The sequence below is a fragment of the Bacillus sp. COPE52 genome, assembly GCF_003355115.1.
GTDB classification, from domain to species: domain Bacteria; phylum Bacillota; class Bacilli; order Bacillales; family Bacillaceae_G; genus Bacillus_A; species Bacillus_A toyonensis.
The window spans coordinates 5379525-5405777 of record NZ_CP031292.1 but is presented as its reverse complement, the minus strand read 5'-3'; the positions used below and the strand labels follow the sequence as shown (position 1 = coordinate 5405777).

The following is a 26253-nucleotide window of genomic DNA, read 5'->3' as shown; positions in this document are numbered from 1 at the left end:
TGAGATAAGGAGAGGTTATTTTTGCGTGTAATACATTCACTATTAGCAATATTAGCGGTTATATTTTTAATTTGTGGTGTTATTATTCACGAATATGTATTGGTGTTTTTTGTGGGGATTTGTTGCATGGTGATAGTAAGTTTTATGATTTCCAGTATACGTAATTGGAAGGTGAATAGGAAGCGCATTTCTATCGTGTATTTTTCTTGTGTATTAATATTATTGCTCTTAACAATATATCTTTTGTTTATCACTTTTTATACACGTTCTTTGGAATTTTAGTACTTTTATTTGTATAGCAAAAAAACCTCAGATCATGTTCTTTTGGTTTTTATTGGCCAGTTATGATTCAGTTTGTAATACCTTTAGAAAAAATATGTTCATTCTGTTAATAGAGAAACCGGTATTTAAAAAATCAAAAATAATGATGAAATCCTCAAAAAATAATCAGCTCGGTTTAACGAGCTGATTATTACATCCAGAAATCCTCAAAGTCTACGCTGTAACCTTTTCTTTTTAAGGATCTAATTAGTTTTTGACCATTCCCTAATGAAGGCTTGTATGCGTTTGAACGAGAAATACGACTAATTGTATTTTGATTAACTCCACTCCATTCCTTTAATTCGGTTTGAGTAATATTATTTTTCCTTAAAAATTTACCAAACTTTGATAATGGTTTCCCCAAGCCAAACATTGTGAACACTCCTATTCTTAAATCCTCTATTAATCACATCTTTTCCAAAGCATGATTTTTTTAAACAAAAGTGTTAATAATGTACAAGCCCCACGCAATATGATGTATCAAGGTAGCAACCATGGTATCTAGCAAACTTATTACCAAAGTAGATACCAAATCAACTAGCCTTTGAACTAGCAAAGTATCTACCACGTTAACAGTCAAGATAATGCTATCAAGGTAATAAGCGTATAAAACCTATATTTTATCTAGTTTGTTCATTCTGTTTATAGAGGGGGCATTTAAATGCGTGGTAGGAAGGAAACAGTTTCTTTTCGTGAGTTTAAGGATCGGTCATATGAAGAGAAAGTAAAGAAAATACGTAAATACAATTCATTAAGTCCTTTCGCATTCCTTCATATGTCGGATCAGGTACTCAACACTTACATTGCATTAGGAGTAATGGGAACTGTTTTAATCGGGGCAGTCATGTTAGAAAAATATTTGGTACGACATGACTATATATCCGCAGCCAAATTTGTAAGTGAAGGAATTTATTACGGCATGCGAATTGGTGGAGTTTGTTTGATTGGATATGTATTTATTCGCATCGTAATCATGTTTTAGGGGGGAGTATATGAAACTGATTAAGAAGTGGCTTCTTACACAAAGGTTAAGGAATCAACTTATAGAGGTATTTGGAAAAGCAGGTCTATATACGGAACATCAAACACGCGGGGGGAAAGTACTTATTTATCCAAAGGTACATAATATTTCTTCTTCAGCAGAAAGTGTGAGATATGTGTTTACCATACCAAACGGATTAGATCCACAAAAGATTGAAAAGAAGTGGTTTTGTTTCCAGCAAATATTAGGACGAAATATTACGATTGAAGGTGATGTGAAAAAATTTGTCCTACATGTATTCCGTTCGAACGCTGGGCTAAAATCGTACAATTACTGTTATAAAGGATGGAAACCACTATTAAAAGATTACCGTTTACCTGTTGTTGTTGGTAGGGACCAATTTGGAAAGATGATTGCGTACGATATGATTGACTCCAATTCACCACACTTATTAATTGCAGGGGAAACGGGAAGTGGGAAAAGTAGTATGGTACGTGTTATATTATCCACACTTATTCAATATATGTTTCCTGAAAAGTTGCATTTATATCTTGGTGACTTAAAAAACTCTGAATTTCATTTTTTGCGTAGAGTGAAGCATGTAAAAGAAGTTTGTATGGAAGAAATCGAAATGAAAATAATGCTTCAAAAGTTATGGAAGGAAATCAGAGAACGAAGAAAACTTATGGAAGAATATGAAGTTGATCATATTGATGCGTACAACAAAATAAATCCTAATTATCAAAAATCATATATTCTACTTGCTATCGATGAGGTAGCTATGCTTAAAGATGAAAAAGAGTGTATGGCTACAATAGAAAAGATTTCAGCAGTTGGGAGATCACTTGGAGTCTTTCTTATGCTTAGTATGCAGCGACCAGATGCCAAGGTGTTAGATGGTAAGTTAAAACTTAATATGACTGTAAGAATTGGCTTTAAATGTGATAGTGTGATTAATAGTAATATCATGGGTACTCCTGGTTCAGAGCATTTAGAGCAATCTGGCCAAATGATTTTTAAAAGAAATGGATTAAAGAAAGTGCAAGCACCTTACTTGTCACTATGTAAAGCGAAACAAATTATTGAGCCATATCGTATGGCTAAAGAGGAGAAAAAATCTAAAAACCCTCTGCAAAAAGAAATGCCTTTATTTGGGGTGTTAGATGATGAAGAGTAGAGATATAGGGATTTTGAATGACTTGAAACGATTTAGGTGTATGTCTCGTGACGATATTATTTATTTACATTTTCAAGGATTAAAGAATGCAATAACTTGTTGTAATACAGTTATGAAACGATTAAGAAGAGATGGGCATGTTGATGCTAACGTATTACAGCACCCATACATTTATTTTCCACAACCCAGTTCTATCAAAAAAACGAGTCAAAAAATTCCTCATTTCCTTGGTATTGTGGACGTATACAAACAACTCGTTCATTATGAAAATCCTAAGCTATTCGAAGTTGAACCAAAGTATGGGAAAGAATATATGGAACCGGATGCTTTTACAATATGGCGTAGATCGCCATTCTTTATTGAAGTTCAAAAGTCAGTGTACAGTAAAAAGATAATGCAAGATAAGATAAATAGATATGAGTTATACTTCCATAGCCAAGAATGGCATAATGAATCTTGGCAACCGAAAACTTCTAAATTCTTTCCTTCAATCCTTATCATTACTGACAAACATTATGACGTTCAATCTTCTTATTTTCGTGTATTCCAGGCGAATTCTATAGAGAGTTTTATGAATAATTTAACGGTAAAATCATAAAGAAAGCCTGCATAGTGTAGAACTGTTTCTTTTCAATAATGTATTAAGTCATGTGTGATGATGATTGTTAGACGGCAATAAATGCGGAAGATTAAATTTGAAGCAAGTTATGAAATAGTAAAAAAATGAAAAAAGTAAACCTTTAAATAATTTTCAATGGTTAAGCCAATATCTCATTGTATAGCGCTAAGGGTGATAATATCTCAAGTATGAAATAATTAGTAATTTGTGACGGCCAAGTCTCTTACGTGGAGGGTTAGCCGTTTTTATTATATTTTATCTCTTAGTTTTCTCTATAAAGTATATTAAAAAGATAAGGTAAATCTTCTTCTAAAATGATATCTCCAAAATTAATAACTTGTACGATAATCTCTCAATTATCACTAAACCCATTCATATCAACAAGTTCTCCCACATATCCGTTTGTACCAATACTTTACTAATGTACGCATAAAAAATGCCCTTTATCTTATCTTTATCTTATCTTTACCTTATCTTTAAATTTTTATATTAAACTATAAATCTTAAAGTATTGATGTTTAAGTCTGAAAAGGAGCGGGAGATAGATGTTTATTACATATTTTATAAATAACTAATTACCTTTGAAAAATAGAATTTCTTATACGAGGAGGAATATATGAAGAATACGAGTAAAATACGAATTATTATATTATTGTTTATTAGTATTTTGGGTTTAGGAACAATGCTTGGAATACTATATCTTAATCATAAAACCAATATTCAACAAAATAAAGCGCTCGCAACCGAAAAACGTGTTTTGCAATATGAGCACACCTTGAAAAAAGAATTAGAAAAATATAATTTAGGAGAGAAAACAGCAGTTTTATTAGGAATTATGTACCAAGAGAGTAGAGGTGAGGGAAACGACCCTATGCAGTCTTCTGAATCACTGGGATTAAAGCCAAATGAAATTCAAGAGACAAGCTTGAGCATTAAACAAGGGGTAAAACACTTTGCAAAAATGTACAAATATGGAACGGAAAAAGATGTTAGCATGGAGACAATTATTCAAAGCTATAATATGGGACCAGGGTATATTGATTTTATCGCCAGTCAAGAAGTTAAACAACACTCGGAAGATTCGGCCAAAAAGTTTTCTAAGATGAAAGTTGATCAAAATCCAGCGATGTACACTTGTGGTGGAAATAAAAATAATTTTAGGTATCCATATTGTTATGGTGATTTCACATATGCCACAAAGGTAAATGAAAAAACAAAACTTATTGAGGAACTTCTTCGAAATGTACATAACTCTTCTAAATAAGTTGCAGAATGAAATATAATGATACCGTCAGCTCTTAATAATAATATCTAATAAAAAACTAGTTTTTTATTAATTCACATAATTTCCAAAATTAAAATCTGTGGATGTTAATATTTGTTATATAATGTATTTGTCAAAGCATTACCCCTGTAGTTTCTATGATGAATCTGTAAGATAGTTTGTTTGCCCCATATATTCATCTTAAACTAAAAAGAACTTGTAGAGATTCCTACAGGTTCTTTTTGTTTTAAGGGTTATATGTGGATTTAAAATATAATTACAATTTTTTGAGAGGGGAAAGTACATGTTTGTAAAAGCAGAAAGATTATTAATACGAAAATTTGAGTTCAAAGATTGGCAAGCTGTCCATGAGTATACATCAGATATCAATGTTATGAAATACATACCTGAAGGGGTTTTTACTGAAGAAGATACAAGGAACTTTGTGAATGAAAACAGTGGTAAAAATGCTAAGAACTTTCCTGTGGTATTAATAGATGAAGATATCCTGATTGGTCATATAGTATTTCATAAATATTTTGGTGAGCATACTTATGAGATTGGTTGGGTGTTCAATCCAAAATACTTTAATAAAGGATATGCTTCTGAAGCAGCACAAGCTACATTAAAATATGGCTTTAAGAAAATGAAATTACATAGGATTATCGCTACATGTCAGCCACAAAATATCTCATCATATCGAGTGATGGAGAAGATTGGAATGAGAAGAGAAGGCTATTTCAGAAAGTGTATACCACATGGGAATGAATGGTGGGATGAATATTATTACGCTATTTTAGAAGAGGAGTAGTGTCTCAGAACTCATTATTTAAATTCAAACTCCTATCCCTAAATAGGCAAGTGACTAACGTTAGTAGGATTTTTGCTACCAAAGGCGAAGTCCATTTCTGCTATCGCTGAAGTGCAAGACCGTGGTGTCCCATTACCACTCTCGTGATTGATCCTATGGATTCTTAAAATATAGAATGTTAGAAATATATCATGGTAAAATGTGTATAACTATAAATTATTAAATAGATTGGAGAATACTAGAATGAAAGTACAATTACTAAGAATAGGGATATTGGCTTGCTTCATGATATTTTGTTGGTCCTATGAAGATGTCTCTGCTGCATCTACGTGTGAGCCATATGGTGAAATTAAGCCGAACCAAAATCCCTCTCGTCAGCACATAAATTGCCTACTAACGAACGCAGCATTAAAAGAAAATGTTCCTCCTGAAGTTGTAAAAGCTGTAGCTACACAAGAAAGTGGATGGAAACAATTTGATGGAAACGGCCAGCCAATCATAGCACAAGATGGTGGAATTGGGATTATGCAAATTACCAATCAACCTCAGTTCGATCAACAAAAGTTAAAATATGATATTAATTATAATATTGAAGCAGGTGTTAAAGTTCTTCGTAGCATGTATCAGCGAACAGATCTACCTAAGGTAAAAGCTGCTGGATCAGAAGTAATCGAAAACTGGTACTTCTCCGTTATGGCTTATAATGGAACAAAACCTGCAAACAGTCCTTTATATAAAGCTACCGGTCAAAAAAATTTAAACGCTTACCAAGAAAAAGTGTTTTCTATTCTAGAACAATACAGTTTTTTAAATGATACAAAATTGGTACAGTTTCCTTTCAGTACAGCTGATTTCGAATATGATCCTAACACGAGCACAAATATTGTATTTAAAAAGAAGGAGTACATACTAACAAATCCACATTCTTCTATCTATCACCTAAAAACAGGTGATCAAGTACTTGTAACAAGAGATGGAGTAAATTTAAGATCTAAACCTACTTCCGCTTCAAGTGGGAAACCGTTAAGTAAAAGTACGAACTTGATTATTCAAGGAAACGCTGCATATGATGAATCTGTAGATAGTAGCAATCAGTTTGTATGGTATCCAGTTAAAACTGCAGATCAAAAACTAGTAGGTTATATTTCTTCTGCATATATTATGAAAAAATTATAATTTAAGATCAAACGGTGAAGATAATCACTGATAAAGATATGGTAGTGATGGGAACAGTTGAACCAAATATAGTTGTGGGTTTTGGTGCAAAAAAATTCTTAAACTTGGACATACCGATACTGTTACTCTACAAAGGCTTGTAATTGGTATGGAAATAAAAAAGTTGTTCAAGTGGAAGCATTTTGATCCTAACTGTATTTTATAAACAGTGAAATGATACAAGCGGTACAACTTGAATCTTCGTAAAGAAGCACCCCTACGTGTATACTACTTAGGAAAGTTTGGGAGGAAGTGAGGAGAGACGAGCTTCCAACGAAAGCAAAAGAAAAAACAGATATGAAATAATTAGTTACTTGTGATGGCGGATTCTCTTACATGGAGGATTCGCCGTTTTTTTATTTACAATGAGAAACGCATGTTAGGGTGAATATTGGGGCGAATTGAAATGTCTGACTGGTCAATACTGTGAACGTATTAATGATTGATTTGTATAAGTACCTATACATACCAGGTTAACGAAATTTTGTTCATTTGTTTTCACTAAAGGTGCATCTCGGGGGGAAGAAGAAAGTGTGCAAAAGAAGTGTTAGAAAGCCGTAGCATGATTGACAGAATTAAACTCGTTAGATATCTCGTAATAGATAGCATAATAGAGAATTAAATTGTTGTATATTTTAATATATTGTTATAATATTACGAAGGGAATAAGGTAATATAAGGTAAATACGATAATGTTATTGTATAAATATAGCGCAAACAGGGAGAATGGACATGAAAAGATATCTAGTATTAGGATTATTGTTGTCAAGTTTATTAGTGGGATGTGGTCAGGAGAACGCCTCTACCAAGAAAGAAACTCCTAAGAGTGAGCAAGAAGTGAAGAAGGACGCGCTAGCCGATAAGAAGGTAGATGAAACAAAGCGTGATGAATTAAAGGACGCGGAAAAGTTGGATGATAATGTGCCAAGGGATAACGAAAACAGAGCGATTGATACGGAAAAAAATGAGGATAAAGTTGATATTGTGCAGTATCAGCTTCCAGTAGATGAAAGTAGTTCTACAATGCCTGTCGATTACTTTGAAGCACTTGAACATGGTATGCCATATGAAGAAGTAGCTAAGGCATTACACCGTAATGCGACAAGTGCATTTAAAACGAAGAAGTTTGATACTGAATTAATTGAATATATTTATGAGGCGCCAGAAGCAGTGATACAAGTTCAATTTAAGGACGGTAAGTTATTTGGTGCGGATTATGTTGGCCAAGATAAGGAAATGTATTCAGTTATTCCCGTCGGATGGGATGTCAAAAATAATCGTTGGGCTGAAGAGAAAAACGTAAGCGTGCAATCTAATGAGAGTAAGTCAAATAATCACAAGTCTCAAATGAACGAAGGCAAGAATGTTGAAGCCAATGATAAGCCCGAAGAAGTTACTACCAAACATAAACCTAATAATAACGAAGTTGAACAACAACTTAAGGAAGTAGAAGAATTTAAGCCGAGTGATGCAGACATGGAACGCATTAAACGACAAGAGGACCGTTGGAATACGCCATCAGGAGGTGTGGGTGCTACATGGAAACAAGAAATGGAAGAGATGAAAAAACAAAAATAAAATAATGTATATACCTATTATACGGGTTAAGTGAATTTAAAATGGGGGATTTATTTGATTTACTAACTCTTAATAAGAGTGGAAGATTATCACAAGGTAAAGTAATTGTTGCTTTAAAATACGTGGTGATAATTTATAACAAAGTCTGATCATTAATAAAAATACTTGATAAAAACCCCTATTAATTTTTAAGTTAATAGGGGTTTTTATCGATCTTATTTTCAAAAAATGCTCTTTAGACTTACCTATAAATCAAATCTTATTCTTAACTAATACTACGGTTTAGAAAGCATAATAGTTAATTTATTTCTAAATTTAATTGGCTACAATTAAATTTCTTGTCTTATCGATATGATTAAGTAACATACTATACTCTTCTTCATACATAGCTAAACGTTGCGAAAGAGAGTGATTCTCTGCTTCTAAATATTCAATTTGATTTTGTAAAGTTGTCAATTCATCCATTTCTTTATAATTTTGTAGAAATGAAATAATGTCATCTAATGTAATAGATAAAGAGTTTGTTTCTTTTTTTTGTTGGAAGGGAGAAATGTTATTTTCCACTTTTCGATTTTGTTTTGCTTGTTGTATTTCTTCTTCGTATTGTTTTCGCAAGTAAGAGTTCCAACGAAATCCGCAAGCAGCAGGAGTTCTGGCCAATGGTTTAGCAGCTTCTTTAAATGCAGCTAATTGTGTTCCGCCGTTACGAATATTTTGAAGCACGATTGTTGCGAGAAGTAAATCGTTATCGTTAGTCCAGGAATCTTGTCTTGAAATTACCACGTTTCCATCCCCCTTATATGCTTTTTATTATATATATGCAATTACTTAAAATGATAGAAGCTCAACTTCTCTTAAGATAATTAGGAGCAAATTAAAAGAAGTATGTATTTTTAAAAATGCGAAATTGCATAAAAAATAAGGTTGACTATTTACTATAGTTGTAACTATAATGGTTACAGCTAAGCGGCTGAATGAATAGATTTGATGACATGAATTAGTTGTATTAGTGATGTATAAGCAATTATTAAAAAATGAATGGAGTTGAAAATATAAGCCTACATTTAAGACGTTCGTATAAGAAAAGAAGTTAGGTAATATACATTTTTTTATAATCATATATAAATTAAAAGAGGTGCACATTTTGAAAATTTTTAAGGGAATTCTAGTTTCTTCAATTGCTTTAACAGCATTTAATGGGGTAGGTGGTATACTTCCAAGCGAAAAATCAGAAGTTGCCTACGCTGCTACTTACAGTTATTCAAATAAGCAATTGAATTCTACTGTACATAAGCAAGTTACTAAACAATTAATTTTGAAATTTAAAAATGAAGCAAATTTACCATATCAGGATGGGATAGAAAAATTCATTAAAGAAAAAAAACAAGACCCTGAACTAATTAAAATTTTAGCCGAATACCCAAATATAACTATAAATCGACTTTTTAGTTCTTTAAACCCTACAGAAATTAAAAATTTAGGTGAAGAAATAAAAGACTCTGATTATATTTCTTCTAATTTGCTAAACTATTATATTGTAGAAACTCAAGTTGATGTTGATGTACAAGCATTACTTGTAAAATTTGAAAAATCATCTCTTGTTGAAACGGCATATCTACAAGAAGAAGAAGCACCACCAGAAGAGCGTTTACCGAATTTATCTGTTAATCCATATGATGAGCCTAGACTTACAAGGCAAGGTTACCTTGAACCAGCACCATTAGGAATCAATGCACCTTATGCCTGGGGTATAAAAGGTGGAGATGGAAAAGGAACAACTTTTGTAGATATGGAGTATGGCTGGTTATTTACTCATGAAGATTTAGTGAATCAGAAAATCGAATTAATATCAGGACAGAATAAGAGTGAACACCATGATCACGGTACTTCAGTCTTAGGGATTGTTTCGGCAGAAGATAATAACATAGGCGGAATTGGGATTGCACCAAAAGCTAAGGTAAAAGTTGTATCCCAGATTAGAGATAACGGTAGATATAATACAGCAGATGCTATATTAAGTGCAGTTAACAATATGCAAGCTGGAGATATCCTTTTATTAGAAGCCCAAGCAACATATGATGGATATGGAGATAAGAACTATCTTCCTGTAGAAGTAAAACCAGATATATTTGATGCAATTCGTATAGGAGCAAATAAGGGAATTATTATCATTGAAGCAGGTGCAAACGGCGGAAATGATTTGGATCAATTCAGAGACCGTAATGGTAAACAAGTTTTAAATCGTAATAGTCCTGATTTTAAAGATTCAGGGGCAATTATGGTTGGGGCAGCTTCTGCAAGGGTCCCTCATAAACGTTCATATTTCTCTAACTACGGTAGTAGAGTGGATGTTTATGGGTGGGGAAATGCAGTAGACACAACAGATGCAAAACCAAGTGAATTTATGACAAATCTATATACATCTAGCTTTAGCGGAACGTCTAGTGCATCACCTATTATTGCTGGTGCTGCTGCATCAATTCAAGGAATTGCAAAAAATAATCAGGGGAAAGTATATACACCAAGCCAGCTAAGGGATATTTTAAGTGATTCTAGTACTGGAACGAAATCTAATGATCCAACTTCTGATAAAATTGGTGTGTTACCTGACTTAAAAGCCATTTTATCTAAACTTGGTTTTTCACCAAACTTAAGTAATGATTCTTCCATTGTGTTTCCTGAGGAACAAGAAATAAATAATGGAAATAAGGGAAATGAAGGATCTACTATTACATTCCCAAAAGAGGATTCAGCTAATAGTGAAGGGAACTCTAGCTTCATTTTCCCAGAATAATTGTAGAGATATCTTTTATTTAGTATGAAAGACTTTTATATAACTAGTTGTTTATAATACTAGTCAGATAGACTCTTATGTGTAATAGTATAAGAGCCTATCTGTTGTACTTTTAACCATATGAAGAGGAAAGTACTCCTGGATATATTTTTAGTGTAGTGAAGTGTCTTATATCTACATTTATATAATATTCAGTGTAGCCTCTTTATAAATTTAGAAATGAACTATTTTTCAATTATATGCACAACGGTAATTGGTGGTAATAGTGAAGTCCAACCAGCTGCATAAATGTTTAATTTTTCAACTAATTTGTAGTTTTCACTATTTGAAATAGGTAATCCATTGTTATAGAAATTGCTGTATAGAGTGATGGAAACGAATGTGTTTAAATAATTAAATAGAAGGAGGGGCTTATGTTAAGGATTACTTAAAGATAAGCCCTTTCTTTTTTATTATTTCATGACATTCATCTCAAAATTCTAAACGATGTGGAAGTAGGGGTAGTTTAAGATAATTTGTATTTAATTTTTGACAACTTTAATAAATTAATTTTTACTATCGTATGAATTAGGATAAATTATTATAAGTTATGGTTATTACTTAACATTTTGTTTTACTTGATCTTTTAATTCATTAAGGGTCTTACCGCTAATATTGTCAGTAATAGTTTCATGTATTTCATTTTTCAATACAATTGTTTTACCTGCAATTTCTGCCTTGGAAGACATCTTACTTTCATTAATAGTTTCTATGTTTGTTTGGAGGTCAGCTTTGTTATTTTCATCAAAAGTAATTGCAAATGGTTCAATTGCTCCGTAGTAGTTTCCAAATAATTGATCTTTCTTTAAAAACATCATATATTTTTTATTAACTTTAGGTTCGATATATAAAGGATCCTTATTTTGAACCTCTTTAGTAGTTACCTTAGTAGCTTGTTTTGTAACTGTGCCATCTGGTGCAACAACTGCATTAGAATCTTCAAGTTTTACATTTTCAGCGAAACGATGATTAATTTTTATTTGTTTATTTTCATTTACACCTTTAATTGTTTCGGAAATGTTGAAATTATATAGATGTCCTTCAACATAGTTTTCTTTGTCCTCTTCCGATGGATTACTTGGATTACGTGCCATATTCCACTTAGAGTCAAGACCTTCATATTCACCGATTACAACTAGGTCGGCTTCATTAATCATTTGATTTAAATCACTTGTAGCAGGGAAATCTTTACTGAGAATGACAGTTTCAGCATTCTTATCTTCGCCAGCAACATTGGAGAAGTGACTATTATATGCTGAATATCCTCCGAAACCAATCACTGCAGCTAAAGGAATTGCAATTACTAAATTTTTTGCTTTTTTATTTAACATTAAGAAATCATCTCCTTTTTCTGTTAATAGATTGCATTTACACCATTCTTATCGTCAGTTTGAGGAACATGCATAGTAGTACGATTACGATTGCTGTTCATAATTGAAGTGCCACTGTTGTGACCTATTCCTATTGCATGACCAAACTCATGTACTCCTGTACTTTTAGCAACATTAGATTTTGTAATATTTGTATTCCCTGCATTAATATCACCAGCGAATTTCGTTACTTTTTTAGTGGATGTATTATAAGTTGTGTTCATTCTTCCGTAATAAGTAGAGGAACTTTCAAACCAAGAGTTTAATTTGTTCACAGAAGAAGAAGAGACTGTAAAGTTAATACGAGAAGCAGTGTACCAGGCTGAATCTGCAGCTTGCCAACCGGATTTAATGATACTGGAGCCATCGTCTAATCTGTCTCCCCACTTATATGTAGCTGATTTTGAAGGTAGCTTCCATCCTTCTTTTACATAAGCTTCTGAAACTCCAACGCTGGAAAAGACAAACACACTACCTAATAAAAATGCAGTAATCCCTTTTCTAAAATTCATATTATCCCTCCAAAGATTATTTTTAACAAGAGAATTATAGCATCATTATCTTGTTTTGAATTAATATTTTTTAAAAATTCGGAATATTTATATTGAGAAAATGGTATAAAATATCTTTTAAGGAGACGTTATTATAATGTATAAACATAAAGTAATAAAATGGAGTCTATGTTTATTAATATTTACTTTTTTAATTATTATTGGTAAAACAATTTGGTCAAATACAGACATAGCAGAAGTGTCTAATGTTTCATCGAATTCTGAAACTATAGTATTAAGTAAGACATTCAAAACTACAAATCATTTAAGTGAAATGGTAGAAGAAGCAGATGTAATTGTACTAGGTAAATATGACGGTTTACACTCTAAATGGAATATGGCAAACAATTCATCATATGAGATTCAAGATGAAGATGTCGAAGGCCATCTGTTTAATTTTCATGTTAAAGAAATTTTAAAAGGGGACTCTGTAGAGAATAAAATTTTAATAAATCATAGATACTCAGAAAGCCTCGTATTAGAGGAAAGTAATGAAGTTATTGATGACAATGGAATAATTCTGAAAGGTGCTACGAAAGTGTTTACAAAAAAAGTGAAAAACAAAGATCCCTTGTATATAAAACCTAAATCTGGTGACACATATATAGTTTTTTTAAAAGAGAATAGTAAACTTGGACATTTTTATCCAGCTTTAGAACCTTTTATGATTCAGTTTGATTTAAGGGATATTGCACAACTAAAAAGCAATTTAATAGATTGGGATAAAAATAAATATAAATATAAATTTGAGGTAAAGGTTAATGAGAAAACTTTTTATATTGAAAATGAAATAGATTCAACCATCAAAGATAATATTAGTGGAAAAAAATTAAAGGATATTAAGGATTTTGTGAAGAGGTCTTCAAAAGTGAAATAACATTTTCACAGGCTATAAATCTATCCGGCATTAAAGGATAGAATTTGCGGATATTTAAAATAATAAATTGCATTATGAAAAGAAAAGAGCTCAAAAAAAGAGTCTAATCTTTTTTTTGAGTTTTCTTTTGCATTCTTTATGCAGAATATGAATTAAGAAGATGTCTTATTCGTTCTATAAAATAATGATGGTGTATATTATTTTTTCATACTCGACTAGCCATAATAGCTTCTTTTATTGAAGAAGAAAGGAAAGAAGCAAGTGACATAACATCTATATCATTTTTAATTTCATTTTTTTCGATTCCTTCTTTAATAAGAGATTCCAGGCTACAAGTTGATAGAAAAGCCTATATTACGAAAATGTAATGTTAATGGATTTTGGTAGTAAGAAGATTAGGATATAATTTTTGTGAGAAGAAATATGAGATGAATAATATGAAACGAATAATGCTTATGTTTAGTGTTTTTGTGATGTTTACTGTGTTTTTATCGGGGTGTAACTTAAATCGACTTGGTACAGATAAATATTATGTTCAAATTAATAAGGATGGCGAACAATTAAAAGAGAAAAATGTTAATGGTGATACGACCTACCAATATAAATTGTCTGGAATTGATAAGGACGATAAGGAAAAAGGTGTGAAATCTTGGGAAGAGGTTAAGAAAGAGGAACTCCCTGCAAAAGTAAAAGAAAAACTAAAGGTGAATTAACATATAAAAGACGCCATTGTTAGAGAAATATAGCCCCTATTTGTTTAGAGTTTCAAAAGCAAAAGACTTACAGTTATTGTCAGTCTTTTGCTTTTACAGGGATAAGCACGTAATTTTGAGGTGCTTTAAGTACTAAGAAGGTTTAATTTTGTTTATGTATTTGTTGTAGCTTAATGGATTTTGTAATGGTTATGATATAATAAAATTCAAGTATAATAAGGGGGATTAATTAAATGATTTTTCAAAGCATGATAACAGCTATTATAGAAAAATTACAAGAGGCGGTAAATCCCTATTGGATAATTGTGTTTGGATCAACGGCTGAGAACAGAGAACGGGAAGATAGTGATATTGATATAGCTTATTTAAGTGACACAACTTTAGGGAACTATGAACGTTTTTTATTAGCACAGGAGTTAGCTAACATTGTTCATAGAGATGTTGATTTAGTTGATTTATCCGAAGCTTCTACAGTTTTTCAAGCTCAGATTATACATACAGGAAAGACAATATTTTGTTCTGATGAAGAACGGAAAATCATTTTTGAAATGAAAACTTTAAAAATGTATTCAAAATTGAATGAGGAACGCAAGATAGTGTTCGATGATATAAAGAAAAGAGGTTCTATATATGAAGAATGAGGTTATTTTAAATAAAATTTCCACAATAGAGCGCTGTATAAAAAGAATCCAAGATGTATATGGAAATGAACCTAAAAATTTGGAGGATTACACAAAGCAAGATTCAATAATATTGAATATACAAAGAGCTTGTGAAGCGAGTATTGATTTAGCAATGCATATTGTTGCTGGGAAAAAATTAGGACTACCCCAATCTAGTCGAGAGGCTTTTGATTTATTGGTTACAGCAGGATTACTTAGCGCAGAGCTAGCAAATAAGTTAAAGGCGATGGTGGGATTTCGAAATATTGCTGTTCATGATTATCAAAGTGTAAATTTAGATATTGTTCGTCAAATTATTGAAAAACATTTAACTGATTTTAAACTATTTACGAAAGAAGTTATGGGGATATTGGAATTTTAAATGAAAGAACAGAATAATAGAGCTAAGAAAGTGAGCAATCCTGAGAGCCACGAATTAGCTATTGATAGTAATGTTAAGAAAACGCCATATACAATTTTATACCTTACAATTTCAAAACCAAAAAGCAATGAAACTTATATGTAGAATAAAAAAGGGACCTATTTAGTAGGTCTCCTTTTTTATCTCGGAAGATATTAAATAAAAACCAGTCTCCATTCTTCACAGATAAAAACACTAAAACAATATGATTTTAAAATATTAATAAAGTTCATTAAGGGTGGTTTTTGCTCATCCCCTCAAAAAGGGGGAATAAGAAAAAAGCAAGCTTCCCTTTTAAGAAGATTTGCTTTTTTCTAAGCTATATTCATATTCTTTGAATCTTCTACATTTGCTATGGTAAGCGCTTTTATAAATACAACATATTTATTGATTAACAAAAATATAAAACCCTTTTTCCCATCGATCTTTGAGCCATTGCAATTCTTCTTTCATATTGGGAACGTATTCGTTTGTTCGTTCCATCAATTTATAGGTTTCCACTAGTTCCAAACATCGATTTGGACTAGTAAGAGAATGTATAAAGAGCATATCACGTTTTGTTACCGATCCAAAAGAGATCCCTTCACGGCTCACCGATAATAACTCTTGAATTTCCTCTTGATCCATATTTGTTTTCTTTAGGTAATTATTCATATCGATGAATGTAGTGTAGCTCCATTTCATATTGTCATAATCATTTTCTTGTAGGAGCATTTCACGATAGGATTCCATATCATGTATGAGGAAATTCCGAATCGCGTCTATAGAAAATTGCATGTACCAAACTTCCTTTACTGTATAGGGTATGTGTGAGTTTTGAGGTTCCTTTAAAAAAGTATTTTCCTAATATGTAGGGAAATACTTTTTTACTTTACCATATATTTAAGTTCTTAGCTGATTTTAAAACCTGGTAATTTTGAAGGGAGAATCTTCATCGCTTCTCCTGTTTTTGGATTATGACCGTTACGCTCTGCAAGTTCCTGGACTTCGGATGTCCTCAAAAACCAAGTAACTGTACTTTTTCTCCTTGTTGTAAACATTTTGCGATTTGGTACAATCCTATTTGTATCGCTGAAAACGCATCTTTTGAGTTAAGTTTGTTTCTTGTTTAATGAGTTCCATTTTTTCATCCCTCATACCTATATATTCAACAAAATTTCAGTAATCATTATAACGTGTTTGCTATATATAAAACGAGTTTCTTGCATTAGCATATTTATACTAGAGAAAGTTATGCTGTCTTCAAAAAAATCAGAGAATGATTTATATCTCATGTACTGACAGGCGTGTTGTTTTTTGGGTATATCTTCAATGTTCTTAATATAGCTACTTTACTTGTTTTATTAATAATTTGTATTTTGAAATTCAAGGATGATATTGATGTACATTTGCGTAAGTGAATAGTTTTCTGTTGAGTTTATAGTAAGTGAAAAAAACGATTAATAGTTGGGTTACGGAAAGGATTCGAATTTGTATTCTTTCTCAATACATATTATGGATAAATAAAGTAAAATATGGGTTGGGGTTATGTCTCATGTTGTGTTAATCCTAACAATAACTAAGGGTACATAATATGCTTTCATACCTTTGAATAATCTTGTTATAGAAGGGATGGAGATTTAAATGGCTCAAATTGTTGGTATTAATAGATACCTTTGTACTGGAGCTTTAATCTATATGCGTGAGGGCCTTTCCCTAAGTCTTGTCAGGAAGTAAGGAACAGTAAGCAAACACTTATACAATATGAATAGAGGAGAGGAATGCCTTATGAAAATACGTAGTCAAATTACATGTGCAAGTCTGGCCCTTTTAATAGCTGGAAGTTCCCTGTTATATACAACACCAACCTCAATTGTAAAAGCAGAGCCCACTCAAAATGTATCTAGTTCGTTACAAACAAATACTCAACGAGATCGTACTTCCGTCAAGCAAGCAATGCGGGATACATTGCAACTTGGATACCCGGGGATACTTGCTAAAACTTCTGAGGGTGGAAAAACGTGGGGGTATGCCGCTGGGATAGCGGATCTGAGAACCAAGAAACCAATGAAAACAGATTTTCGCTTTCGCATTGGGAGTGTGACGAAGACGTTCACCGCAACGGTTATACTTCAATTAGCTGGAGAGAATCGCCTGAATCTAGACGACTACATCGAAAAATGGTTGCCTGGTGTCATTCAAGGAAATGGATATGATGGTAACAAGATTACTATTCGGCACATATTGAACCATACAAGTGGTATTGCTGAATACTCAAGGTCAAAAGACGCTGATTTTACGGATACAAAAAAATCGTATACGGCTGAAGAGTTAGTGAAGATGGGGATTTCTTTGCCCCCAGACTTTGACCCAGGAAAGGGCTGGTCTTATTCAAACACAGGATACGTATTACTGGGTATTCTTATTGAAAAAGTAACCAGAAACAGCTATGCGGAAGAGATTGAAAATCGGATTATTGAACCGCTTGAATTGTCGAATACATTCCTACCTGGCAATTCAAGCGTTATTCCAGGCACCAACCATGCCCGTGGATATGTCCAACCAGACGGAGCAAGTGAGCTAAAAGACGTTACTTATTATAACCCAAGTGCAGGTAGCTCTGCTGGAGATATGATTTCTACTGCTGACGACTTAAACAAATTCTTCTCTTACTTGCTCGGTGGCAAATTACTGAAGGAACAGCAACTAAAACAAATGCTTACTACAGTTCCTACAGGAAAAGAAGGAATCGATGGATATGGTCTTGGAATCTATGAAATTAAGCTTCCAAGCGGTGTCTCGATATGGGGACACTCAGGTGGCATTCTAGGGTTTACAACTCTAGTTGGAGGTAAACTTGGAGGCAAGCATACGTTGGTCGTCAATTGGAATAGTTTGGGTAGAACTGGCAGTCCTAATCCTTTTAAAAATATTTTACTTGCTGAATTTAGCAAGTAGGAAAAAGGAAAAATTTAACATAATTTTCATAGTTGAAAATATACTTTTCTGGTTCAAAAGCCCCAACTTATTTTCAAGAAAAATTTGGGGCTTTTTTTGTTTTGGTGGCGTTTATTTTTCTTAAGCTGATGGATATGGAGTATCTGCCCTAAGTTAAATAAATTTTGACTTAAAAACAAGTGATTTTAACAACGTTAGGAGTGTTTCATGCAGCACAATGTCATTTGTGTTGTATTGGAAGAAGAAAAATTACATTAGAAAAGAGCCAGAATTCATCCTGTTAAGGGTAAATTGACTCTTAATATTTAAAAGGATGGAACAAAGAAACACAGAAATAAAAAACCTCTGTGTTTCTTTTTGATTAATATATTTACTGAACTTTCCGGTACAGATGCTCCTTCTATCCTATTATAAAATCGATTTTGAAAGTAAGTAATTTGTAAGAAATGAGTAAGAAAAAAGAAATTTTCATTGTGTATGATAAAAATATAAAGAGGCGTGAAAGGCGAACAGATATGACTTATATATGAAAAGCAGACCAGTAACAAGACTGTTTCAAGGAAAAGAAGTAATTTATGTGGTTAACATATATGTGGGAAAAGAGGGATTTACCCAGGACAGAATGGCGTTTGTAAAAAAATAATTATGAAGATGATTACGAATTCAATGTTGACTTTTTTTCATTGGTGGAGATGGTAGCTGTGTGGTTAATACGAAATAGCAAGAAACCACCTATACAATATGAATAGAGGAGAGGAATGCCCTATGAAAACACGTAGTCAAATTACATTTGCAAGTCTTGCCCTTTTAGTAGCTGGAAGTTCCCTGTTATATACAACACCAACCTTAATTGTAAAAGCAGAACCTACTCAAAGTGTATCTAGTTCGGTACAAACAAGTACTCAGCGAGATCGTAATTCTGTCAAGCAAGCAGTGCGGGATACATTGCAACTTGGATTCCCGGGGATACTTGCTAAAACTTCTGAGGGTGGAAAAACATGGAGTTATGCCGCTGGGGTAGCGAATCTGAGCAGCAAGAAACCAATGAAAACAGATTTTCGCTTTCGCATTGGTAGCGTGACGAAGACGTTCACGGCAACAGTTATACTTCAACTAGCAGGAGAAAACCGCTTGAATCTAGACGATTCTATTGAAAAATGGTTGCCTGGTGTCATTCAGGGAAATGGATATGATGATAAACAGATTACTATCCGGCAATTATTGAACCACACAAGTGGTATCGCTAATTACACAAGGTCAAAGGATTTTAATATCATGGATACAAAAAAATCTTATACTGCTGAAGAATTAGTAAAGATGGGAATATCCATGCCTCCAGATTTTGCTCCAGGAAAGAACTGGTCGTATTCAAATACAGGATATGTATTACTAGGAATTCTTATTGAAAAAGTAACTGGGAACAGCTATGCGGAAGAGATTGAAAATCGAATTATTGAACCACTTGAATTATCGAATACATTCTTACCCGGAAATTCAAGTGTTATTCCAGGAAACAAGCATGCCCGTGGATATATCCAATTAGACAGAGCAAGTGAGCCAAAAGATGTTACTGATTATAACCCAAGTATGGGGAGCTCGGCCGGAGATATGATTTCTACAGCTGATGATTTAAACAAATTCTTCTCTTATTTACTTGGGGGTAAATTACTGAAAGAACAGGAACTAAAGCAAATGCTTACAACAGCCCCTACAGGAATAGATCAACTTGGCGATTCCGGGCTTGGAATTTTCAAAATGAAGCTTTCAAACGGTGTATCGATATGGGGGCATGGAGGAACCATTCCTGGATTTTTAACTTTTGCTGGGGGCACACTTGGAGGTAAGCATACATTGGCCGTCAATTTGAACAGCCTTAAAGCTGATAGTCCTGATCCTTTTAAAAATATTTTACTTGCTGAATTTAGTAAGTAGGTCAAAAGGAAGAACGGATAATTTTTATCATATTTTCATAGTTAAACAATTAAATGATGAAATTGATCACTTATCTAAGGAGGCAATTCCTTCATGAAAAATAAATTAATTGGTGTATTAGTCGCTACATTAGCGCTAACTATGATTCTACCAACAGGGGCGAAAGCATTTTCTGACAGTAAGACTACAGTCGTATCTAACGCAGAAGTAGCTAGCCAAGAACTGAAGAAGATTGCAGCAGAAAAGGCTGCGCTACTCACGAAGTCCCATGGGACGACTAGCGTGCAGTATGCGCTAATTGATAATGGCAAGCTTACTTTGTCGGGGCAGGCTGGAAAGAACGATATGGAAGGGGAACAGCCACTAACCAAAGATACTCTATACGGGATTGGTTCAGTCAGTAAAATGTATGCAACAGCGGCTGTAATGAAATTGGTGGACGAAGGAAAAGTCGATTTGGATGCTCCTGTGGTCAACTATGTTCCTGATTTTAAGATGAAAGATGGGCGGTACAAACGCATTACCCCGCGTATGTTGTTGAATCACTCCTCCGGCTTGCAAGGTTCCACGTTAAGTAATGCATTTTTATTTAACGATAATGATACCTATTCCCATGATTTCTTGTTGCAGCAATTGTCCAACCAGAGCCTGAAAGCAGACCCTGGCGCGTTCTCGGTATACTGCAACGATGGCTTTACGCTGGCCGAAATTTTGGTGGAAAGAGTCAGCGGCATGAGCTTTACCGAATTTCTACATCAACGGTTTACAGAACCCTTAAAGATGAATCATACAAAAACGCCACAGGACAAATGGAGAGACGAAAAGCGGGCTGGACTTTATTTTCCGGCGTACCAAGGGCAGCTTCCAATTGAATCGGTGAATGTGATTGGTACGGGAGGGGTCTCTTCCACAGCAGAAGATATGGTACGATTCTCACAATTATTTATGGGACAGGGAAAAGGGATCCTCTCTGATAAGGTAGTCAAGGCGATGGAGCAAGAGGAATATAAAAAAGGAATGTGGCCGGGGGATGGAGATAATGTTTTTAACTATGGTCTTGGCTGGGATAGCGTGAAACTATACCCATTCAGTGAATATGGGATAAAAGGCTTGGCTAAGGGCGGCGACACGGCACTGCAACATGCTATACTGGTCGTGCTTCCAGAACAGAAAATGGCAGCGGCTGTGTTGTCATCCGGTGGACGAAGCTCTACAAATCAACTGCTGGCAACAGAATTGCTGCTCGCCGTGCTTAAAGAGAAGGGTACAATTAAGAACATCAAGCCGAACAAATCTTTTGGCAAGCCGGTCAAGGTCAAGATGCCTCAAGACGTGGCAAAGAAAGCGGGCTTTTATGGCAATAGCGAAACGCATTTCAAAATTGAAATTACAAAGAATGGAGAACTGTTCTTACCATCTAATCGAGAAGAAAAATATGTATATACTGCGGATGGAAGCTTTATTAATGAGAAGGGTACTTCTAAGCTCAACTTTGTCACCGAGAAGAATGGAAGAACTTATTTGAGGGAGAGCACATATAAATCGACACCAGAATTAGGGCAAAGTGCGATGACTCACTATTTAGCCGAGAAACTAGAAGACAATGTGCTATCAAAGAAAACCGCTGCCGCATGGGCGAAGCGGGAAGGTGTCAAGTTCTATCTCGTGAATGAGAAATTTAGTTCTATTGAATATCTCGTACAACCGAAACTTATTACCACACAAATTACTCGTAAGGAAGGCCTGGCGGGCTATTGGGAGGGCAGAAAAATTACAGGTCCGAACACCGCGACGCATCAGCTCCAGATCCCCGTGATGAATGGCCGTGATACGACGGAAACGCATTTCTATACAGAAGGCGGCAATGAATATATGGAAATGGCCGGGTTGTTATACGTAAGTGGAACCAACGTAAAACCACTTGATGCTAGCCAATCAACCAAAGTTACGCTGCAAGCAAATGGGCATGCGAAATGGTTTACGATCCCGCAAGCGGCAGCAGGAAAAATGATGACCGTGACATTGCCATCGAAGGGTGCGTTCGCGGTGTATGATGAGAATGGAGTATGTGTCAACTTTACCATTGTGAGCGGCAATAACAAAGTAAAACTGCCGAAGAATGGAACGGTTGTAATTGCTGGGGCACCGAACTCAGAATTTGCAATTACGTTGAACTAGCTACAATTCTAGATGGACTTCAACAAAACCAGTACGACATAGGAACGGTGTTTTGCTGGTTTTGTTTGTATTTACGTATTATCTTTAAGAAGAGAATTTCAACGAATAATATCACGCTCAAACTCTGCAAAAACAGCTATCATACTAATTCAGGGCAATCATCATTTGCTCCATTGATCTTCTTGATGTAAATACGTTCGCAGCCGGTATTATGATGTACAAGCCCTATACGATACAGGAATTATCCGAGGTGTTTAAGCTACTAAGTTTACGCCATATGATACAATCACAAGTCAACAGGTTGCACTTATGTTAGAACGAACTCTAGAATATCTAGGTGTAGAAAAAGAGTCAAATATAGGGCCCTACCACATCGCTATCAAGCTAAAATTTTATAGTACCCCTAGAACGAAATTTTGTACTAAATTTCGTTCTAGGGGTATTTGCATTTCTTAGCTTGATGGAGATATGACGCTACCCTTATAAAGGTATAGTTTTCGTACTTTCATATACAATTATGTCACTTAAGTAATGTGAGCGTCGTTGCTATTACATTGTCGACAAATGTACGTTGGGGGCGGGATTTCATCATAACCGTTAGACCGATTAACGCTACAATCAGTGCCTGTGCCAAAGACTTTGCATCTGTGTTGACTTCAAGCTCACCTGATTGGATTCCTCGTTCAATCGTCTCCTGAAAAATGACGGCGAGGTACATTTGATGTTCTCTGGTCAAAATTTCAAATCTCTCATCATGAGGTGCTAATTCAACCATTGTATTGATACAAAAACAACCTTTACTAAGATCCCCTGCGTATTCTTCATTGACGACATCGGCAAAGAAAATAGAAAATGACTCTTTTACAGAGGAGTGACTTTGAAGCTTATTTCGTATATCAGAGGCCCGAGACATTGTATATCTACGAAGTGCGGCTTCAAACAATTCTTTCTTATCTCCAAAGGTCGAATAAATACTAGGGCGTTGAATGCCCATTCTAGAAGTAAGATCACTTAATGAGGTAGCCTCATATCCCTTCTCCCAAAATAACTGCATTGCTGCATCTAAAACTTGATCCTCATCAAATTCGCGGGTTCTTGCCATTAAGAATTCTCCTTCTCAAACTTTGATTTTATTAATTGTTTTAGGATAGGCGTGTAGGTAAATACAATTGTTTTTTTTATTACCAAACAGTATGTAATTATTATATAATTAGCCATTATTTATGTCAAATCAAGCTGCATTCATTTAATGCAACATAAACTTCAGTTCAAAAATCGTTGACATCATGAATAAGACTAAGTTATATTTACCAGTAATCATATTGTACTGAACGGTATGTTATGGTTAAAAATCTAATGTGATTGGAGGGTAAGGTATGTTCAAAACAGAGACAAATATAGATGATGATCCACTCTACACTAAGATAAGTCATAAATCTTCCATAACAAAACCTAATTTGAATCAACAGCCATCCATGTCTCACACTTTGGCATTATTGTTTGCGGCTGCCTGTGGAATGTCTGTTGCCAATATTTACTTTGCACAGCCGTTGCTTGATCAACTATCTAATGAGTTTGGTATTAACCATTCCATTATTGGTGTTGTTATTACCGCTACACAAATTTTTTATGGAGTGGGCTTACTGCTACTCGTACCGCTTGGAGATTTGCTAAACCAGCGACGTCTAATTGTCGGTCAAATGCTATTATCTACAACAGCTCTGGTTATAGTTGGTACTGCTTCCTCCAGCATGGTACTTTTCGCAGGTATGGCTTTGGTGGGGCTGCTTGCAGTTGTGACACAGACTCTCGTGGCGTTTGCAGCGGCCATCGCTTCCCCTACAGAAAGAGGACGTGTCGTTGGTATTGTAACAAGTGGGATAGTTATTGGCATACTTCTCGCACGTACTTTTGCTGGTATATTAACAGATGTTGCGGGATGGCGTTCTGTATATCTATTTTCTGCTGCGCTCATGCTTTTGATGGTTTTTATGTTTATAAAGATGTTGCCCAATGTTGAGCGCGAGGTAAAATCGCTATCCTATCCTCAGTTGATTAGATCGGTGTTTACTTTATTTATTCAAGAACGAACGTTACGCGTTCGCTCCGTTCTAGCCATGCTGATTTTTGCTGATTTCAGCATTTTGTGGACTTCACTAGTACTGCCACTTAGTACACCGCCAGTTGCTCTATCTCATAGTGCAATTGGCGCATTCGGTCTTGTAGGTGTGGCTGGAGCCTTAGCTGCGGCACGGGCAGGGAAATTAGCCGATCAAGGTTACGGACAACGAACGACAGGCATTGCTTTAGCTCTATTATTGATTTCATGGTTGTTCATCAGCTATATGGAGCAGTCATTAATCGCATTAGTGATAGGGATAGTTCTACTTGATTTGGCCGTACAAGCAATACATGTCACGAATCAAACCATGATTCTTCCATTGCATACAGAAGCACGGAGTCGACTTACTGCTGGATATATGGTTTTTTATTCTATCGGCAGTGCTGGTGGTTCAATTGCTTCGACTCAAATATACGCACACTTTGGCTGGGGAGGAGTTTCCTTACTCGGAGCCTCTGTCAGTGCTTTCGCTCTTCTTTTTTGGGCTATGACCAGACGAGTTAAGATTTTATGAAATAAACGTGTGTTAGCCAATATGAGAAACACGTTACTACCATAAAGAAAATAATTAATTTTTTGACTTAAAATCTAATTGGACTAGGAGAGATAACAAATGGAAATAGGTATTACATCTTTTGTAGAAACAAAACCAGATGTTCATAGTGGTGAAGTGATAAGTCACGCACAGCGATTACGTGAAGTTGTTGAAGAAATCGTTCTTGCTGATCAAGTAGGACTTGATGTGTTTGGTGTTGGTGAGCACCATAGGAAGGATTATGCAGCATCCTCTCCAGCGATGGTTCTATCAGCGGCGGCACCACAAACGAAAAAGATACGGCTTGCGAGTGCAGTAACCGTGCTTTCTTCAGCTGATCCTGTGCGTGTTTTTCAGGATTTCTCTACACTGGATGGCATTTCAAATGGACGGGCAGAGATTATGGCGGGTCGTGGTTCCTTTATCGAATCGTTTCCACTGTTTGGCTATGACTTGAAGGACTATGATGAACTGTTTGAAGAACATTTGGACCTACTGCTCAAAATACGTCAGTCCGAAAAAGTGACTTGGGAAGGCGGACATCGACCAGCAATCAATAATTTAGGTGTGTATCCAAGACCTGTTCAAAATCCTTTACCGATATGGGTTGGTAGCGGTGGGAATCAGGAATCTGCTATCCGTGCCGGTTTTCTAGGATTACCACTTATGCTGGCGATTATTGGTGGTAGCCCAATGCACTTTGCACGAATTGTACAGCTATATAAGAAAGCGGCGGCTCACGCTGGTCATGATGTTTCAAAACTTCAGGTGGGATCTCATTCGATTGGATTTGTTGGAGAGAATACGGAATTGGCAGCAGATACATTTTTCCCTTCCACTCAGGCAGGCATGAATAAACTTGGTAAAGAGCGGGGGTGGCCTTATTATGATCGTTCCAGCTTTGATGCTGCACGAAGTTTTGAAGGGGCGTTGTATGTTGGTGATCCAGATACAGTCGCCGAAAAAATCATCCATCTTCGTAAGCATGTAGGGATTACACGCTTTATGATGTATGTACCATTAAGTACCATGCCACATGATCAAGTCATGCGTGCCATAGAATTGCTAGGAACAGAAGTTGCCCCTCGTGTAAGAGAGGAAATTGCAAAATGGGAAGCTGAAGGAGAACAGGAGACACATCTATTTCGTTAATTA

Annotated in this window: 24 protein-coding genes and 2 pseudogenes; 17 read left to right on the top strand and 9 right to left on the bottom strand. The window is 34.9% G+C overall.

The window, feature by feature from the left end; all coding sequences use genetic code 11:
• Positions 1–472 precede the first annotated feature (472 nt).
• Positions 473–694, bottom strand: a complete 222-nt coding sequence (locus DPQ31_RS27400; protein WP_097953849.1) for a helix-turn-helix domain-containing protein — start codon at positions 692–694, stop codon at positions 473–475.
• 288 nt (positions 695–982) lie between these two features.
• Here DPQ31_RS27400 and DPQ31_RS27395 point away from each other — a divergent pair, with 288 nt between their 5' ends.
• Genes DPQ31_RS27395 through DPQ31_RS27385 form a run of 3 tightly spaced genes read left to right on the top strand, consistent with a single transcriptional unit; the run spans position 983 to position 3078 of the window.
• The gene (locus DPQ31_RS27395; RefSeq protein WP_098711057.1) at positions 983–1303 is read left to right on the top strand and encodes a hypothetical protein; all 321 of its coding nucleotides are present in this window, start codon (positions 983–985) and stop codon (positions 1301–1303) included.
• A 10-nt stretch (positions 1304–1313) separates the two neighbouring features.
• A complete protein-coding gene (locus tag DPQ31_RS27390) occupies positions 1314–2480 on the top strand; it encodes an FtsK/SpoIIIE domain-containing protein (RefSeq protein WP_208731274.1) in 1167 nt (388 codons plus the stop codon).
• A 40-nt stretch (positions 2481–2520) separates the two neighbouring features.
• Positions 2521–3078 carry a replication-relaxation family protein gene (locus tag DPQ31_RS27385; RefSeq protein WP_033658465.1) on the top strand — a complete coding sequence of 186 codons (558 nt, stop codon included), beginning with the start codon at positions 2521–2523 and terminating at the stop codon, positions 3076–3078.
• A 295-nt stretch (positions 3079–3373) separates the two neighbouring features.
• Here the strand turns inward: DPQ31_RS27385 and DPQ31_RS29495 are convergent.
• Positions 3374–3499: pseudogene (locus DPQ31_RS29495) on the bottom strand (vancomycin resistance histidine kinase VanS); the annotation flags it as partial.
• A 216-nt stretch (positions 3500–3715) separates the two neighbouring features.
• On the opposite strand from DPQ31_RS29495, the gene DPQ31_RS27380 reads away from it, so the two are divergent.
• The 4 genes from DPQ31_RS27380 to DPQ31_RS27365 all read left to right on the top strand — a co-directional run bounded on the left by DPQ31_RS27380 (position 3716) and on the right by DPQ31_RS27365 (position 7967).
• Positions 3716–4363, top strand: a complete 648-nt coding sequence (locus DPQ31_RS27380; protein ID WP_208731273.1) for a lysozyme family protein — start codon at positions 3716–3718, stop codon at positions 4361–4363.
• 304 nt (positions 4364–4667) lie between these two features.
• Positions 4668–5174, top strand: coding sequence for a GNAT family N-acetyltransferase (locus DPQ31_RS27375; RefSeq protein ID WP_208731272.1), 507 nt, complete (start codon positions 4668–4670; stop codon positions 5172–5174).
• A gap of 243 nt (positions 5175–5417) precedes the next feature.
• Positions 5418–6350: a transglycosylase SLT domain-containing protein gene (locus DPQ31_RS27370; RefSeq protein WP_208731271.1), complete on the top strand. Its 933-nt coding sequence runs from the start codon at positions 5418–5420 to the stop codon at positions 6348–6350.
• A 771-nt stretch (positions 6351–7121) separates the two neighbouring features.
• A complete protein-coding gene (locus DPQ31_RS27365) occupies positions 7122–7967 on the top strand; it encodes a hypothetical protein (RefSeq protein WP_208731270.1) in 846 nt (281 codons plus the stop codon).
• A gap of 315 nt (positions 7968–8282) precedes the next feature.
• Here the strand turns inward: DPQ31_RS27365 and DPQ31_RS27360 are convergent, their stop codons facing one another.
• Positions 8283–8750, bottom strand: a complete 468-nt coding sequence (locus tag DPQ31_RS27360) for an RsfA family transcriptional regulator (protein WP_000237088.1) — start codon at positions 8748–8750, stop codon at positions 8283–8285.
• A 361-nt stretch (positions 8751–9111) separates the two neighbouring features.
• On the opposite strand from DPQ31_RS27360, the gene DPQ31_RS27355 reads away from it, so the two are divergent.
• Positions 9112–10761 (top strand): S8 family peptidase, encoded by a 1650-nt coding sequence (locus tag DPQ31_RS27355; RefSeq protein ID WP_208731269.1) that lies wholly within the window; start codon positions 9112–9114, stop codon positions 10759–10761.
• Positions 10762–11357: 596 nt separating this feature from the next.
• On the opposite strand, the gene DPQ31_RS27350 is transcribed toward DPQ31_RS27355, so the two are convergent.
• Together DPQ31_RS27350 and DPQ31_RS27345 are read right to left on the bottom strand one after the other, a co-directional pair.
• On the bottom strand, positions 11358–12131 hold the full coding sequence (locus tag DPQ31_RS27350) for a cardiolipin synthase (protein WP_208731268.1): 774 nt from the start codon (positions 12129–12131) through the stop codon (positions 11358–11360).
• 23 nt (positions 12132–12154) lie between these two features.
• Positions 12155–12682, bottom strand: coding sequence for a matrixin family metalloprotease (locus DPQ31_RS27345; RefSeq protein WP_001011319.1), 528 nt, complete (start codon positions 12680–12682; stop codon positions 12155–12157).
• A gap of 136 nt (positions 12683–12818) precedes the next feature.
• On the opposite strand from DPQ31_RS27345, the gene DPQ31_RS27340 reads away from it, so the two are divergent.
• A complete protein-coding gene (locus DPQ31_RS27340) occupies positions 12819–13598 on the top strand; it encodes a hypothetical protein (RefSeq protein WP_208731267.1) in 780 nt (259 codons plus the stop codon).
• 136 nt (positions 13599–13734) lie between these two features.
• Here the strand turns inward: DPQ31_RS27340 and DPQ31_RS27335 are convergent.
• Positions 13735–13926: pseudogene (locus DPQ31_RS27335) on the bottom strand (TetR family transcriptional regulator C-terminal domain-containing protein); the annotation flags it as partial.
• A 109-nt stretch (positions 13927–14035) separates the two neighbouring features.
• Here DPQ31_RS27335 and DPQ31_RS27330 point away from each other — a divergent pair.
• From DPQ31_RS27330 to DPQ31_RS27320, 3 genes are all read left to right on the top strand, one after another.
• Complete coding sequence (locus DPQ31_RS27330) at positions 14036–14311, top strand: DUF1093 domain-containing protein (protein ID WP_208731266.1); 276 nt, start codon at positions 14036–14038, stop codon at positions 14309–14311.
• A gap of 233 nt (positions 14312–14544) precedes the next feature.
• A complete protein-coding gene (locus DPQ31_RS27325) occupies positions 14545–14952 on the top strand; it encodes a type VII toxin-antitoxin system MntA family adenylyltransferase antitoxin (RefSeq protein ID WP_208731265.1) in 408 nt (135 codons plus the stop codon).
• Complete coding sequence (locus DPQ31_RS27320) at positions 14942–15355, top strand: type VII toxin-antitoxin system HepT family RNase toxin (RefSeq protein WP_098323516.1); 414 nt, start codon at positions 14942–14944, stop codon at positions 15353–15355. The genes DPQ31_RS27325 and DPQ31_RS27320 overlap by 11 nt, the downstream gene beginning before the upstream one ends.
• Positions 15356–15778: 423 nt before the next feature.
• On the opposite strand, the gene DPQ31_RS27315 is transcribed toward DPQ31_RS27320, so the two are convergent.
• Both DPQ31_RS27315 and DPQ31_RS27310 read right to left on the bottom strand, forming a co-directional pair.
• On the bottom strand, positions 15779–16171 hold the full coding sequence (locus tag DPQ31_RS27315; RefSeq protein ID WP_097953838.1) for a hypothetical protein: 393 nt from the start codon (positions 16169–16171) through the stop codon (positions 15779–15781).
• 113 nt (positions 16172–16284) lie between these two features.
• On the bottom strand, positions 16285–16434 hold the full coding sequence (locus tag DPQ31_RS27310) for an HU family DNA-binding protein (protein ID WP_002060360.1): 150 nt from the start codon (positions 16432–16434) through the stop codon (positions 16285–16287).
• Positions 16435–17161: 727 nt separating this feature from the next.
• Here DPQ31_RS27310 and DPQ31_RS27305 point away from each other — a divergent pair.
• From DPQ31_RS27305 to DPQ31_RS27295, 3 genes are all read left to right on the top strand, one after another.
• Positions 17162–18331, top strand: a complete 1170-nt coding sequence (locus tag DPQ31_RS27305; RefSeq protein WP_208731264.1) for a serine hydrolase domain-containing protein — start codon at positions 17162–17164, stop codon at positions 18329–18331.
• A gap of 765 nt (positions 18332–19096) precedes the next feature.
• The gene (locus DPQ31_RS27300) at positions 19097–20263 is read left to right on the top strand and encodes a serine hydrolase domain-containing protein (protein WP_208731263.1); all 1167 of its coding nucleotides are present in this window, start codon (positions 19097–19099) and stop codon (positions 20261–20263) included.
• Between the two features lie 93 nt (positions 20264–20356).
• On the top strand, positions 20357–22441 hold the full coding sequence (locus DPQ31_RS27295) for a serine hydrolase domain-containing protein (protein ID WP_208731262.1): 2085 nt from the start codon (positions 20357–20359) through the stop codon (positions 22439–22441).
• A gap of 520 nt (positions 22442–22961) precedes the next feature.
• Here DPQ31_RS27295 and DPQ31_RS27290 read toward each other — a convergent pair.
• Positions 22962–23543, bottom strand: coding sequence for a TetR/AcrR family transcriptional regulator (locus tag DPQ31_RS27290; protein ID WP_000124673.1), 582 nt, complete (start codon positions 23541–23543; stop codon positions 22962–22964).
• A 274-nt stretch (positions 23544–23817) separates the two neighbouring features.
• Here DPQ31_RS27290 and DPQ31_RS27285 point away from each other — a divergent pair, with 274 nt between their 5' ends.
• Together DPQ31_RS27285 and DPQ31_RS27280 are read left to right on the top strand one after the other, a co-directional pair.
• On the top strand, positions 23818–25077 hold the full coding sequence (locus DPQ31_RS27285; RefSeq protein WP_208731261.1) for an MFS transporter: 1260 nt from the start codon (positions 23818–23820) through the stop codon (positions 25075–25077).
• Between the two features lie 99 nt (positions 25078–25176).
• Positions 25177–26250, top strand: a complete 1074-nt coding sequence (locus DPQ31_RS27280) for an LLM class flavin-dependent oxidoreductase (RefSeq protein WP_106081082.1) — start codon at positions 25177–25179, stop codon at positions 26248–26250.
• Positions 26251–26253 lie beyond the last annotated feature (3 nt).